Raw genomic sequence first — 13,884 nt, forward strand, 5'->3', positions numbered from 1 at the left:
GGTTGTATTATGAAGATGTTATTCCTGACCCCATTTTTTTTGACCGGCCTGTGTCTATCGACGGAGGCTATCGCCGACGATGAAGACAGCATGGACTTCAGCCTCGGTGCCCTTCCGGTCGAACAAGCGCCTAAGCCTATCGAATCGGTCTATGTCAATGAAGTGGAATTAGGAGGGCTTTACGGCAGCGAAGATTCGTTCAAATTCGGCGAATATTCGGGATTGCAAAACCGTGGCGGCTATGTGACCGGCAACCTGAAACTGCAACGGCGCGCAGACCCTAACGGCGAATCGACCGATTATTGGAAACTGGATGCCCGCAATCTGGGGCTGACATCGCGTTATATACGGGGCGAATACGGTCGACAGGGAAGCGGTAAGGTTTTTTTTGAATACGATCAAACGCCGCATTACCGCTGGGACGATGCGAAAACACCGTTTATCACCGGCGGCAATACGCTTAACCTGCCTACCGGCTGGGTAGCAGGTCAAGATACGACCGGAATGACGCAATTGAATAGCAGTCTGAAGCCGGTATCCATCGCGACGGAACGGAAAAAATACAAAGCCGGCCTGATGTGGCATTTCAATCGACAATGGAGCGCGAATCTTCAGTATTTCAATGAGAAAAAAGACGGCTTCGACATCACGTCGGGCATCTTCGGCACCAGTGGCGGCAACCCGTTAGCAGCCGTTCTGCCCCGCCCGATCAATTTCAATACCAACGACGTCAACTTCGAATTGAGTTACAACGACAACAGCTCCCAGCTTTCCTTCCGTTATCATCTGTCGCTATTTGAAAACAGCGACTCGTTGACCTGGCAGAATCCGTATAGTCTGATGTCGCCATTGCAAACCGCTTATCCCGATCAAGGACGACTCGCTTATGAGCCGGATAACCAGGCTCATCAACTTAGCCTGAATTTTGCCCACCGTTTTAATCGGACGACTCGCCTATCGGGCAAATTTTCCTATGGGTGGATGCTGCAGGACCAAGATTTCCTGCCTTATACCGTCAATCCCGCTCTGAATGTCACGACGCCCCTGCCCCGAAACAGCCTGGATGCGCGCGTCAACAATCTGCACGGCAACCTGACCTTTAGCGCCCGTCCCTTCAAAAAAATGAATTTCAAGGCGCGCTATACCTACACCGAACGGGACAACCAGACGCCGACCGATGCTTATGCGATCCTGCGCAACGATTCCGAAGATCAGGAAACCGCCGCCGACAGCGATGTCATTAGAACCAATCTGCCCTATAACTACCGCAAACACAAAACCCAACTCGATCTCGGTTATCGTTTGTTCAATACCGTCAAGCTGACGGCCGGTTACGATTTCGAACGCATCGAACGAGATTATGCGGAAGTTTACGCCACCAATGAACACACCGGACGTCTCAAATTGACCGCCAGCCCGTTCAATTTCATGACGACGCGACTGCAATACGCCCATTCGATGCGCAACGGATCAGATTATAGACATAACAAACTGTACACGGACAGCCATACTCAACAATTTCTGGATACCTTGCCGGCCGACCGGCGTTTCAGCAACAATCCGTTGTTGCGTAAATTTCAGTATTCCGACCGGGTGCGCGACCGGGTCGACGGCAACGTCACCTTGATTCCGACCGACCGGTTAACGCTGGGGTTGTCCGGTTTCTTTCTACACGACAATTATGATGCGCTGATCGGCCTCAGCAGTCAGACCCGACTGAGTGGGACATTCGATGTTAGTTATGCCTTCAGCAAGCACCTGGAGTTGCATAGCTTTTACACCCAAGAATATTTTCTGTCGCGGCAAACCGGCTTCGCCCGCCGTAGCGTCGAAGCGGCCTTACCTCCTTTGGACCCCGATAGTTTTTGGTGGCTGGATAATGAAGATACCGTCCATACCGTCGGCGCCGGATTGAGCTGGACGCTGATCGAAGATACGCTGGATATCGGCCTCGATTATTTGTATTCGCGCGCCGTCACCGAAATCGACCCGAGTCGTAATGACCCGGTGACCGACTTGCCTAATATCAACACCGAACTGCACAGCTTGAACTTTCATGGCGATTACCGCCTGCAAAAAAACCTGAGTCTGCGCTTGAGCTATCGCTATGAATCCTTGTTAACCGAAGATTTTGCCCGCGACGGCGTGCAAGTCGACACGATGGACCGGGTCATCAGCCTGGGCAGCAGTTCACCCGATTACAACGCCCATGTCTTCGGACTCACCATGCTCTATAACTTCTAAGGTTAAAAATCATGCGCCAGACACTGTCGGCCCTGTTCCGATGTAGCCGGCCTTCTTTCCTATTATTGACGCCCTGCTGCCTATCCGTCGCCGTCGCTTTTATCATCGCGGAAGGCATTAGTTTCGATGGCCTGACGTTGAGCTTAATGTTTGCCGGCGCCTTGTCGGCCCATATCAGCGTCAATCAGCTCAACGAATATTACGATTTTCGTTCCGGACTGGACTTGCACACCCGACGCACGCCTTTCAGCGGCGGCAGCGGCGCCTTGCCCGCCGCACCGGATTGCGCCGAACGGGTCAAACAAAGCGGTTTATTGTGTTTGCTTGTGACGATTATGATCGGACTGTATTTTGTCTGGCGCGGCGCTTGGGGTTTATTGCCGCTTGGTCTTGTGGGCGTATTATTGGTTTACGGCTACAGTCCTTATATCACTGAGCGTCCTTGGTTATGCCTGCTAGCTCCCGGTATAGGTTTTGGGCCCGTGATGATATTAGGCGCCTATACCCTGCTTAACGGCCAACAACCGGCTGCGGTGTTCGTCGTCTCTTTGGTCATCATGCTGATCGTCAGCAATCTACTGCTGTTGAACCAGTTTCCCGACCTGGAAGCCGACCGGGAGGCCGGACGCCGACATCTGCTTATTCTCATTGGCCGACAAAACTCGGCCTGGGTCTATGTCGCCTTGTTACTGTTGGCTTATGCGTTGGTGTTGCTGAGCGTATTCACAGGACTGCTGCCGACTACCGGCCTGCTGAGTCTTATAACGCTGCCGGCGGCGATTCCGGCCGCGATGTTGGCTCTTAAATATCATGACGATATGGAACGGCTCACGCCCGTCCTGGGCTTGAATGTCGTGTTGACCTTGAGTCTGCCGGTAATGCTTGCATTAGGACTGGTATGGGAAAGCCTCCCACCATGGACTAACTGAGGCTCTGACGGATTACCCCAAGCTTGAATACCTGTAACTATTCAGTATCTTTCAGGGTTTAGGGAGTAGACCATTGATTTCTCGGGACGCGTTCACCCAGCACCTAAATTAACGAAGATTATTAATCATAGCCAATAACCTAGGGTATTTAGGTGCTGGGTGAATACTTCCATGGCAGCTAACGGCATCCTATCTCACGCGGCACTTGCACTTCCCTGTGCGGCGGCCGCTAGCGATGTCCTATCTCACGCGGCACTTGCACTTCCCTGTGCGGCGTAAGCTCTGACTGCAACGTCTGACTGCCAGGGAGGGTGGGAATGCCACACCGGTCGGGAACCGGTGAGGTAGACCGTCAGGGACGATGGAAATGCAGATTTTGCAGGAGCAAAAATCTGCCTGTTGCAGACAGCCCGATAAATCAATAGCCTACTCCCTCTGATAAAAATACGCAGAATAATTACGAATACCTTTACATTCGGCCGAAAGGCCGCTGTTGAAATCGTCGATCGCCTGCGCCTTTTCCTGTTGCGTATTCATCACGAATGACCCGCGTCCGACGATGGATTCCTCGATCGGTTCACCGCTTAATAGCCAGGTAGGGTAAGCACCGCCCAGCATGACGGTCAATATCGAAGCATGTTTGATCTTTCATGAGTAAAGGCTTTGGTAACTATTCAGCTTGATGCTGAGAAAATATTTCTTTTACTATCAATTGCTTGTGGAAGAAGTGTATGCGACAGGGATGTCGCATCCAAGCCTATAGGGACATATTTACGGCGTCTTCTGGAGCAAGTAACTGATAGTAAAAGCATTTTTATACTGAATAGTTAGTGCGGCCAGGCTTTGTTGGAAACGGAACAAACGGATGTATTTCCTTAGGCACTGAAAAACTGCATCGCTTCGTTAATCTGCTGTTTGGCGTCGTGCAGGATTTTCAACGATTTATCCGGCGTCAATTCGGCATGTTTGATATGAGCGTAACTGGGCAATGAGGTAATCGGCGGCAGCTTGGCCATGCTTTCGGCGCCGATGTGACGATGATATTTGGCCAATAATACGATATCGGCCAGGCTAGTCTGGGTGTCGTCGCCAGGCAGGAACCAATTTTGCGTTTCCAGCGGAATATTTTTCATGTCGTCGGGAAAATGCCATTTATCCAGAATCAGCGCGCTTAATGCGCCGGTGACAAACGGCAGCGCGCTGTGGACCTCTTCGAGACTATAAACATCATCGGCTTGGTTATCGGCGAATTTAAGGAACGGCACGATGCCGATGTTGGTGATCAAGCCGGCCAGCAACGCTTCTTCCGGATCGCGGCAATCAGTCAACTTAGCTAGGGTATAGCTGAGTGCGGAAATGCGTATGCTCTGTTTCCAGTAATTCCGCGCCAGAATATTCAGTTCGTTGCGCTTGTTTTTATAGAGGCTGCGCAGACTGATGCTGGTGACGATATTTTTCGTGCTGAGCAGACCGATTCTGTTGATCGCATTATGACAGGTCGTGATGGGACTAACCGAGCGGTAGAAAGGACTGTTGGCGACTTGTATCAGCTTGGCGGAAATGGCCGGGTCCAGCATGACGATCTTTGCTACGTCGGCGATGCCGATATCCTTGCGCATTGCTTCCCTGAGCTTGATCGCCACGTCCGGCAATGCCGGCATGACCAGGTTGTCGGCGGCAATAAATTTATTCAACAGGGCGTTATCCTGATACGATTCCGGCAAATCCAATAAACGCTTGGGGTTGATATTATAGCGTTGGCGGTATAAGTCCATCGCTAGCTTGGGGATCGAAATCACCTCGGCTTGTTTTTTGCAGATCGCCGTCACATTACGGTATTCGCCGCTGGACAAGGGATGCAGGGCTTCGAAGGTGCCGGCGGCGATATCGAGGCCCTGTCGTCCGGCGGTTTCCAGGTGCACGACGCCGGACAACAGATAAAGCAGGGATTCGGTGCTTTCCCCGCGATTGAAGATAATCGCCCCCGGCTCATAGCTGATCTTGAAAATTCTCAGCTCGCTCAATTGTTGTTCGTCCAACTGGCCAATCGGCACCAGCTGTTTAAGGAAGGTGATCGGCCCCTGGTAAGGCGTCCTTTCATTAATGGTCTGAGCATTAGAATCGGCCCTGGAAGGCTGTTGATCGATCAATAAGTTATCGAATCGCTGCTTGATAGAATCAAAAAATTTCATATCCTGGGCCAGTCTAGTACATAGTCAATATTATTCTGTCGGCAATTGTGAATGTAGGTACAGATTTTGCTACGCAATGCGAATAAATGTTCGTACCTACCGCAACAATTCCCAGTCAAAAAGGGCATGGGGGTGTGTTTGGCGAGAATGTCGGCAGCAAGGATGCTGTCGTCAAGCCCCCAGGGATAGGTTTACCCAGCACCTAAATTCCATGGCTACTGGACTATATTTTACATCCAGGATAATTTAGGTGCTGGGTGAACAGCGCTCCTCGACAGACACACCTCCATGCCCTAAATACAGCAAAAATGCTCAAACCGGGAATGGCTGGCGCCTTTCGAGTACCCATCATATATAACATGACTGAGTACTAGTCTGCTTATCCGCTCAGACTTTAACACTGAAGGCTCGATAGTGGCCTTAATGCCCATCTTAATTTAGCTGAAATTTCTTCCGTAAAAAATTTCCGCCATTTCCATCTGTAACTGATTCTGGATTTTCAGTCTGTCTTCGATGCTTAAGTTGCTCTCTTTCTCAAACAGATAATTTTCCAGCTCCGTTTCTTTCAACATCATCTTGGTGTGAAAGATATTTTCCTGATACACATTGACATCGATCATCTGATACAACTCTTTGGTGTCTTCGGCAATATAGTTTTGAATCGAATTGATCTCGTGATCGATATAATGTTTGTTGCCGGCGATATCCCGGGTAAAGCCGCGCACTCGATAGTCCATCGTGACGATGTCGGACTCGAAGCTGTGAATCAGATAATTCAAGGCTTTCAGTGGTGATATTTGGCCACAGGTCGACACGTCTATATCGGCGCGAAAGGTGCTGATGCCATTATCCGGATGACTCTCGGGATAAGTATGGACGGTGATGTGGCTCTTATCCAGATGCGCGAGCACGGTTTCCGGCAAAGGTCCCGGAGACTCGGAATGCATCCCGGAGGGGATCACCTCATCCTCGGCGATCAGCATCGTCACGCTGGCGCCTTGCGGTTCATAATCCTGATGGGCGATGTTCAGGATTTGGGCGCCAATGATTTCGGCAACATCTTTCAGAATCTGGGTCAGGCGATCGGCATTATAGGCTTCATCGATATATTCGATATAGGCCTGCTGTTTTTTTTCCGGCGCATAACAGACATCATAGATGTTGAAGCTCAGGGATTTAGTGAGATTATTGAAACCATATAATTTTAACTTATTCAAGACCGTTAACCTTCAAGCACTTCAAAACTGTGGGTGATATCGACTGATTTTCCCAACATTATCGCCGCCGAGCAATATTTCTCGGCGGATAATTTCACCGCCCTTTCCACCGCGGATGCCTTCAGACCTTTGCCGACGACTTTAAAGTGCAGATGAATTTTACTGAACACGCTGGGGATCGCGTCAACTCGCTCTCCGGAGACTTCGGTCGTGCAATCGCTGACATCGTGCCGGCCTTTCTGTAGAATTTCCACCACATCAAAAGACGAGCAGCCACCCAGGCCCAATAGCATCATTTCCATCGGACGGATGCCCATGTTTCTACCGCCATGATCCGGCGGTCCGTCCATCACGATCGCGTGCCCACTGCCTGTTTCGCCGACAAACATGCGGCCATCAACCCATTTGATTTTTGCTTCCATTAGATTCCTCTTAGACAAATTGCAGATTCTACAACGACTTCATAGATTTTATTGATTTTTTCATAAAAATCCTGCATGGTACGATATCAAATTACCCCATAAGGACAGGAAGATTACTGCCATGGCACTCATTACAGACAAAATGATACACCAGGAAGCGCTGGAGCAATTTCTGAGGCTTTGCCACACGCGATCTTACCCCGCCAAAGTCACGATTATTCGTCCCGGAGATGTCGGTGATAAATTGTTGTTCATCGTCTCCGGTTCGGTCAGCGTCAGCGTCGAGGACGAAGAAGGACGGGAATTGATATTGGCCTATCTTAACAAGAATGAATTTATCGGCGAAGTCGGTGTTTTCAAAGGCCCGGAGGTTAGAACCGTCACCGTTAAGACGCGTTCTAGGTGTCAACTGGCGGAAATTTCCTATGACCGTTTCAACCAATCGCTAAAAAGGGAACTGCGTGATTATGCGCCCGACATCTTGGCGATGCTCGGTGAGCAGATTTCTTCCCGGCTCTTGATCACCAGCCGCAAATATCGCGACCTAGCGTTTATGGATGTCGAAGGCCGTATAGCCAGGACATTACTGGATTTAGCCAAGGAACCCGACGCCATTACCCATCCGGACGGCATGCAGATTTATATCACCCGGCAGGAAATCGGTCGTATCGTCGGTTGTTCTAGGGAAATGGCCGGACGGGTGTTGAAAGAGCTGGAAGACAAAGGCTTGATCAGCGCCCACGGTAAAACCATTGTCGTGTTCGGCACCCGTTGACGGCCCTTAACGACTGATTCTGGAGCCTAATCCTCTCAGCCACATGCCCGCCTGCGGCCGCAACCTTCCGCCATGCTCATCGATAAAAGCAAACGGCACCGAACTTAAGCTCATGCCTTTGTTGACCTGAATCGCGAAATGTAAATGCGGTCCGGTGGTAAAGCCGGTGTTGCCGGAATAGCCGATCAATTGTCCCGCCTCTACGGCCATGCCCGGATAGACCTGGGCTTTTTCTAGGGCCAGGTGGGCGTAAACCGCCATCGAACCGTCCTCATGCAAGATTCGGATGCTGTTGGCCCGACTTTTAAAGGCTTGTTCGGCGCCGCTGTTAAAATAATCATCTTCAACATCCATGACCACGCCGGCGCGGGCTGCGTGAACCGGGGTGTCTTTCGGCATGGCGATATCGACCGCATAACGGTTCTGTCCGTCCTGATGGCTGTAAGGGCCATCAAAGGCCTGGGTGATCAGAAAGCGGCTGCCGGCTGCAACAGGCGGAAGATAGACGGCGTCCACTTGTTGTTCGGCGAATGGACTGCCGATGGTATAGCGATATGCCAGCTGAAATTGCCAGGACTGTTTGCGATTGGCGCCGGCGACGCGGAATAAGGTGGCGGAGCGTCCGGATTCGACAACGAAGCGGCGCGGCAACGGCGGGTCGGCGACGGCGTTTTGTTGATCGATGAATTTGACTTCGACCTCGACCGGGCCGTGGTAGGTGTTGCGTATGAAAAACGCCGGTCGATGGGCCTCACCGGTTTTTTCCAACCAGACATGTCTTTTCGGTTCCGCTTTCAGTTGTCTGCTTTCAAAGGACTGCCCTTCGGCCGGTTTTTTATCGCTGTAGTGCCAAAGGCCCTCGGCATCCTGATATTTATAAAGCTTCTTGGCTGATGTCGTTGTCGTGAACGATAACAACAGCAGAACAATGAGTCGCGCCGGATTAATGTGTTTTCGTGCTATTGCCACGATCTGTTTTTTACCTGTCACATGTCGATGCTATTTATAATAGTAGATTATAAGCGATGCGGTGAAGCATGCCGTGCCGGCCAAAACGAATTGCCGTAGTGGCTTTTCACGCGATACGGCATACATGCTCAGTGCTTTTTGTATATTTCTTAACCGGAGCAAGATCATGAACAAACATTTGCTAGCCTGCATCCTACTGGCGCTGACGTTTGCCGAGGGCGTTATCGCCGAGCCGGACAGCGGCGGAAAAGACATTAACAGCGCCGATGTTCTGAAGCGTTTTGACGGCAACGGCGATGGAGTCGTCAGCGAAGCGGAGTTCAATGGCGCCATGCAGCAGCGCTATCTAAGCATGGATGGCAACGAAGACGGCGATGTCAGCATCGACGAGTTGAAACGCTATTCGATCGAGAGGCTAAAAAATTGGCGGCAAAAGAAACACGTTAAAATGGATTTCGACCGGGATGGCGTCGTCAGCAAGCAGGAGTTTATCGATCATGCGGCCAAACAAGCCGAGCGGCGTTTTAATGGCTTGGACAAAAACCAGGACGGCCGACTGGATCAGGAGGAATATGGACAAGCTCATTTGGCCGACAAGGAGCGATTGTTGGAGAGCATCGATAATAACCGGGATGGTGCGGTCGATGCTGAAGAGCATGCCGAATTGATCGGGCGCTGGTTCGAAAAGCTGGATAGCGATGGCGATAAGGTGATCAGCAGCGACGAATGGCAAGGACATTTGCGCGCTTTCAAGCGAAGATGAACAGGGCTTATGAGTATGATCTTTATCTGGACTTTATTGGTGTTTGTGGCCGGATTGGGGGTCGGGCGCATCTTATTCACCGATACCCGACCCAGGCGTCTGGCTAGCCTGCATCTGAGCGCGCGCGGCTGGGATGCCAATCAAATCGCCGGTCTTTTCGCCTCTGTGATCGTGCGTAAAGCGCCTCGCTTGATTCCTAATGTGATTTTAGAAACCGATAAGACGCTGGTTTTCGAGCATCCACGACCTAGGTTCAAGACTCATTATATGTTCGTGCCGAAAAAAGACATTAAAAACATCGGTGAGCTTGGCAGCGAAGACATGAGTTACATCTGCGATCTGTTCACCGCGCTGGCAACCATCATTCAGTCCCGTCAGCTATCCGATTATCGGCTTTGGAGTAATGGGCCGGACAAGCAGGATGTCGCTTACCTGCATTTTCATTTAGGCGCCGATGATTAATTCGGTTCAGAGCGAATTCAACAGCCGCTCTTCATCGGCGTAGCGATCGTCTCCCTGGACTGTCTGTGATTCATCCTGTAGGTAACGGCCGGATTCGAAGGACCAGTCCAGGTTTCCGCGCATCCAGGCGCGCATCACGCCGACGAAATGGGCGATATCCGCATCAATGCCTTCTCCGAAACAAGGTAAGGATTGTTCCAGCTCCATGAAACGTCGTACCTTATCGCCGATCAGTTCATTGACCTGTTCGATCGCTGTTTGTAGATCGATGGACTGATGATGATGGAAAATTAATGCCAGATTGTGCATATCGTGATGCATTTTTTCCTTGTGCAAGGAAATAATGTCATTGGACCAACAAACGACATCGTTGGTGATGTCGATGAGCTCCTGGATGCAGGGATGTTTGCGTACCGCTAGCGGCAGTGTGATCGATTCTGTTAGTTCAACCAGGTCGATATCCGTTAACAGTCCGCCGGTGTAGGGACGCATTCTTATATAACTATCGGCATCTGGCCAGGTATTGTGTTGACGGTTATCGGCTTCCCATTCCGTCGACTCGAAATATTCGGCGGCGCTTTTGATAAAACGCGTTTGCCAGGCGAGTGGCATTAACGGAGTGATACGCTTGCGAATATCATAAATGGCGTAAATTAGTGAGGCGTCTTGGCTATTGGGCTGACTTCCGGATAAGACTTCCAGGCAGCGGTTATGCAAGACAGTCAGCTGGCGCGGATCCTTGCCCAGTCCCCATTCGTCGCACTGGTCATCGAGCACAAACAACCAGGTATTCCAGTCGGAAACGATTTCGAGACGGTCCAGCGGAGCATCCGGGTAGGCTCTGGCCGCAAGTCGACCGAATTTCGAGGCTTGCAATCGGCGCCAGGCTTTTTCCTCGACGGCAAGATCAAATTCCCGCACCCAAGCTAGCGTATGTTGCTGTATTGCATCGGCGTGGGGGCTGATGGCGGACGGAAATGGGCAGTAAATTGCGGGAATGGTGAAGTTATCAGTCATAGTCTATCAATAGAATGGTTGAATGTTTTGGGATTGAGATCTTCATTGTCGGTCGGCGCAGCTGGCCAATGTTCGGCGGGTCGTCCGATTTGGAAGCCCTGCACTAAATCCACGTCCATGCTTGTTAATATTTCGAGGATGGCCGCGTTCTCGACGCCTTCGCCGACCACTTTCTTGCCGTAGACATGGATCATCGAGATAATCGCGCGCACGAAGTCCTTGTCCTCGCCATCGTTGATAAGGTCTTTGATCAGCGATTGGTCGATTTTCACATATTCCACCGATAAGTGTTTTAGATAATATAAGGAACTGAAGCCGGCGCCGAAGTCATCGACGGCAAAGCGAAAGCCTAGCGATGTCAATTCTTCGACGATTTGTTTGGCCTTTTCCATGTCTGAGATGACGGCTGTTTCGGTAATTTCGAAAATCATATGCTCCGGCGACAGTCTTTGTTGATGGACCGCTTCGATCAGTGCTTCGGTCCAGCCTGAGTCGTTAAGCGCCGCGGTGGAAATATTGATGGAAAGTTTTTTGTCTGGATTGGCGGACAGAATTTTCAAGGCCGCCTTAACGACATAGCAGTCCAGGGCATAGTTCAAGCCGGCTCGTTCCGCCGATGGCAAAAACTCGCCGGGCGTCACGATCCTGCCGTCAGACATTTTCAAGCGCAATAGCGCCTCGGTATAGACTATTTGCCCGGTTTTCGCAGCGACTATCGGTTGAAAATAAAAAAACAACTGTTCATTTTCCATGGCGCGCAGCAGCGTGTCCTTCCAGTAGACGTTTTCCGTCAGCGCTTGCGACTGTTGTAATTCATAAGAAAAAACCCGGGCTCGCGAACGGCCGGCCCGTTTCGCCTCGAACATCGCGAGATCGGCATTGGCGATGACTTCCTGAACGGTAGCGCCGTGTTCAGGCAAGAAGGCGATGCCGATGCTGGCGCCGACCCGATAGCGTTTTTCGTCATAGATAAAAGGCGTGCCGGCGAGGCGCTCATTCAATTGCTTGGCGAAGGTCTCGGCTCCGTAGCGGTCGGTTTGCGGCATCAACATGGCGAATTCGTCGCCGCCTAATCGGGCCACGATATCAGATTTGCGCGCCCGGCTTCTCAATTCGTCGGCGATCATTTTGAGCAGCGCATCACCGGCCGCATGTCCGCTAGTGTCATTGATTTCCTTGAAATGATCCAGATCGAAAACTAGCAAGGCGGCGCTGTTTCCGATTCTGCTGACTTCATCATAGGTGTGGCTCAAATCCTCGATGAAACGATGACGATTGACTAGCGAGGTCAATGGATCGTGATTGGCCAGCCAGCGCATTCTGGATTCGGCCTTTACCCGCTCGGTGATGTCCATTCCGACCGATAGCAATGCGCTGCCGTCGCTATATTCCTCTTGTAATGGCGTATGCACCCAGGCTATTTTGCGCCGTTCGCCATCTTGGCAATTCAGTTCGTGCTCATGTTCCATTTGAGGGCGTCCGCTGTTGAACAATTTCTGTAGTTTGCGGCGTATTTCCTCTCTGCTTTCGCTATCGGAGATAAGGTCGACAAAGCGCTTGCCATGAAGCTGACCGGGATGATAACCGGTGAGTTGAGACACAAAATTGTTGCCGACCCGAATGTGGCCTTCCTTGGTTTGAGTGACAACAAGCACCTGTGCCGAAGCCAGTAAGCCCTGAATGAAATCGCGTTCTTCGGCGAGTTCTTTGTTCTTGCTCGCCAGAGACAGGCTGTTCTGTTCCAGTTGATGGGATAATTGCACGGCGCTGTCATATAAAAAATCGATTTCATCTTGAAATCTTGCTTTTTTACGTTGCGAAGAGAAGTATTGGCGCGCTTGATCATAAGCCCCTTCCGCCAGTAACGGCAGAGTCAAGGTTAAACGGCTAAGGCGGCGCAATGGCGCGCTGATCAGCGCAAACAGGATTAATTCGGCGGCGATTAGGCTGCCTAGCGTCACCAGCATGCCCTGACGCAAGGCTTGTTCGATATCATGGAAACGTTGGCTGACATCGGAGATCAACAGGATGAAGCCCGGTTGCCCGGAGATGATGTCGTTTAACGGCAGGCTATGCACATCATAATGAGCGCCATGCCACTCGATGATTTGCCCTTGATCGAATTTCTTCGGCTCCGGAGTGTGTTCGGATAAGTGTCGCAATAGCGGCATCAATTTGGCCGCATCGGTCAAGGCAGGTATCTTAGCACCCCAGTTGGACAGTTGAAGTCTGTGTTGGTCATCGGCCGGTATCGCCAATGCAATGTCCACGCCGGTGGCTTGTTTAAAGCCGATAATGAAATCGGCGATCGATTGTCCCAGCGCTATCACGCCGACATTTTTCCCACCGGCCAGGACCGGAACAAAGGCGTGGAGCAGGCAAAGAGGCTGGCAATTTAACAGGGTGACCGGCCTTTCCTGTTGTTGTACCTTATCGATGGCTTGCTGATAAATCTTTGCGGACAGCTGTTCGCTGCCGAATTGAGCCCAGCGGCTAACAAGAGTGGCGTTAGAGCTATAAAGCGCTATGCGCCTCAGATCCAGCTCATAGCCCAGACTCGCGTAATGTGAGGCTGTCGACTGTATTTGGCTGGGCTTGTTGGTCTTTAATGTCTCGCCCAGGTCGTTCATCGTCGCCAGCGCCCCGCCCAGGCGAATGAGACGGTCTGAGCTACCGCTAAAAAGTCCCTTGATGTGGTGGCGCAGCGAATTAATTTCTGCTTGTTGCCGTGCATGGAATTGTTCCATCAAGGCATGATAGTTCAGGGCGAAAAACGCAGTACACATGCACAACAACAACAGGCTAAGCCATAAATAGCTTTGCCAGCGCAGCCCGATGAAGCTCTGTTTGTGTTGTTCTGCTTTCTGATGGCGCATGCCGTCGATAATCTCCCT

12 protein-coding genes are annotated in these 13,884 nt (G+C 51.1%); 5 read left to right on the forward strand and 7 right to left on the reverse strand.

The features are described 5' to 3' along the window. Positions 1-9 precede the first annotated feature (9 nt). Positions 10-2,244, forward strand: coding sequence for an MtrB/PioB family decaheme-associated outer membrane protein (locus Q9L42_RS04750; protein ID WP_349432108.1), 2,235 nt, complete (start codon positions 10-12; stop codon positions 2,242-2,244). Between the two features lie 11 nt (positions 2,245-2,255). Next, complete coding sequence (locus tag Q9L42_RS04755; RefSeq protein ID WP_305909570.1) at positions 2,256-3,173, forward strand: prenyltransferase; 918 nt, start codon at positions 2,256-2,258, stop codon at positions 3,171-3,173. A gap of 426 nt (positions 3,174-3,599) precedes the next feature. On the opposite strand, the gene Q9L42_RS04760 is transcribed toward Q9L42_RS04755, so the two are convergent. From Q9L42_RS04760 to Q9L42_RS04775, 4 genes are all read right to left on the reverse strand, one after another. Next, positions 3,600-3,791 carry a pirin-like C-terminal cupin domain-containing protein gene (locus Q9L42_RS04760; RefSeq protein WP_305909569.1) on the reverse strand — a complete coding sequence of 64 codons (192 nt, stop codon included), beginning with the start codon at positions 3,789-3,791 and terminating at the stop codon, positions 3,600-3,602. Positions 3,792-4,048: 257 nt separating this feature from the next. After that, positions 4,049-5,365 carry an HDOD domain-containing protein gene (locus Q9L42_RS04765; RefSeq protein ID WP_305909568.1) on the reverse strand — a complete coding sequence of 439 codons (1,317 nt, stop codon included), beginning with the start codon at positions 5,363-5,365 and terminating at the stop codon, positions 4,049-4,051. A 437-nt stretch (positions 5,366-5,802) separates the two neighbouring features. Next, complete coding sequence (gene speD / locus Q9L42_RS04770; protein ID WP_349432111.1) at positions 5,803-6,582, reverse strand: adenosylmethionine decarboxylase; 780 nt, start codon at positions 6,580-6,582, stop codon at positions 5,803-5,805. Between the two features lie 5 nt (positions 6,583-6,587). Then, a complete protein-coding gene (locus Q9L42_RS04775; protein ID WP_305909567.1) occupies positions 6,588-7,004 on the reverse strand; it encodes an OsmC family protein in 417 nt (138 codons plus the stop codon). Positions 7,005-7,125: 121 nt separating this feature from the next. On the opposite strand from Q9L42_RS04775, the gene crp reads away from it, so the two are divergent. Beyond that, complete coding sequence (gene crp / locus Q9L42_RS04780; protein WP_305909566.1) at positions 7,126-7,779, forward strand: cAMP-activated global transcriptional regulator CRP; 654 nt, start codon at positions 7,126-7,128, stop codon at positions 7,777-7,779. 6 nt (positions 7,780-7,785) lie between these two features. Here crp and Q9L42_RS04785 read toward each other — a convergent pair whose 3' ends face one another. Then, on the reverse strand, positions 7,786-8,748 hold the full coding sequence (locus Q9L42_RS04785) for a M23 family metallopeptidase (RefSeq protein WP_305909565.1): 963 nt from the start codon (positions 8,746-8,748) through the stop codon (positions 7,786-7,788). Positions 8,749-8,914: 166 nt separating this feature from the next. Here Q9L42_RS04785 and Q9L42_RS04790 point away from each other — a divergent pair, with 166 nt between their 5' ends. Both Q9L42_RS04790 and Q9L42_RS04795 read left to right on the forward strand, forming a co-directional pair. Further along, entirely contained in the window at positions 8,915-9,511 is a 597-nt protein-coding gene (locus Q9L42_RS04790; RefSeq protein ID WP_305909564.1) for an EF-hand domain-containing protein, read from the forward strand. 9 nt (positions 9,512-9,520) lie between these two features. Beyond that, positions 9,521-9,973 carry an HIT domain-containing protein gene (locus tag Q9L42_RS04795; RefSeq protein ID WP_305909563.1) on the forward strand — a complete coding sequence of 151 codons (453 nt, stop codon included), beginning with the start codon at positions 9,521-9,523 and terminating at the stop codon, positions 9,971-9,973. 6 nt (positions 9,974-9,979) lie between these two features. Here Q9L42_RS04795 and Q9L42_RS04800 read toward each other — a convergent pair whose 3' ends face one another. Further along, entirely contained in the window at positions 9,980-10,990 is a 1,011-nt protein-coding gene (locus tag Q9L42_RS04800) for a terpene synthase family protein (protein ID WP_305909562.1), read from the reverse strand. Next, positions 10,987-13,866, reverse strand: coding sequence for a bifunctional diguanylate cyclase/phosphodiesterase (locus Q9L42_RS04805; RefSeq protein ID WP_305909561.1), 2,880 nt, complete (start codon positions 13,864-13,866; stop codon positions 10,987-10,989). Before Q9L42_RS04805 ends, Q9L42_RS04800 begins: the two co-directional genes overlap by 4 nt. Between the last annotated feature and the right edge of the window lie 18 nt (positions 13,867-13,884).

Origin of the sequence: Methylomarinum sp. Ch1-1 (genome assembly GCF_030717995.2) — a bacterium.
Lineage (GTDB): Bacteria > Pseudomonadota > Gammaproteobacteria > Methylococcales > Methylomonadaceae > Methylomarinum > Methylomarinum roseum.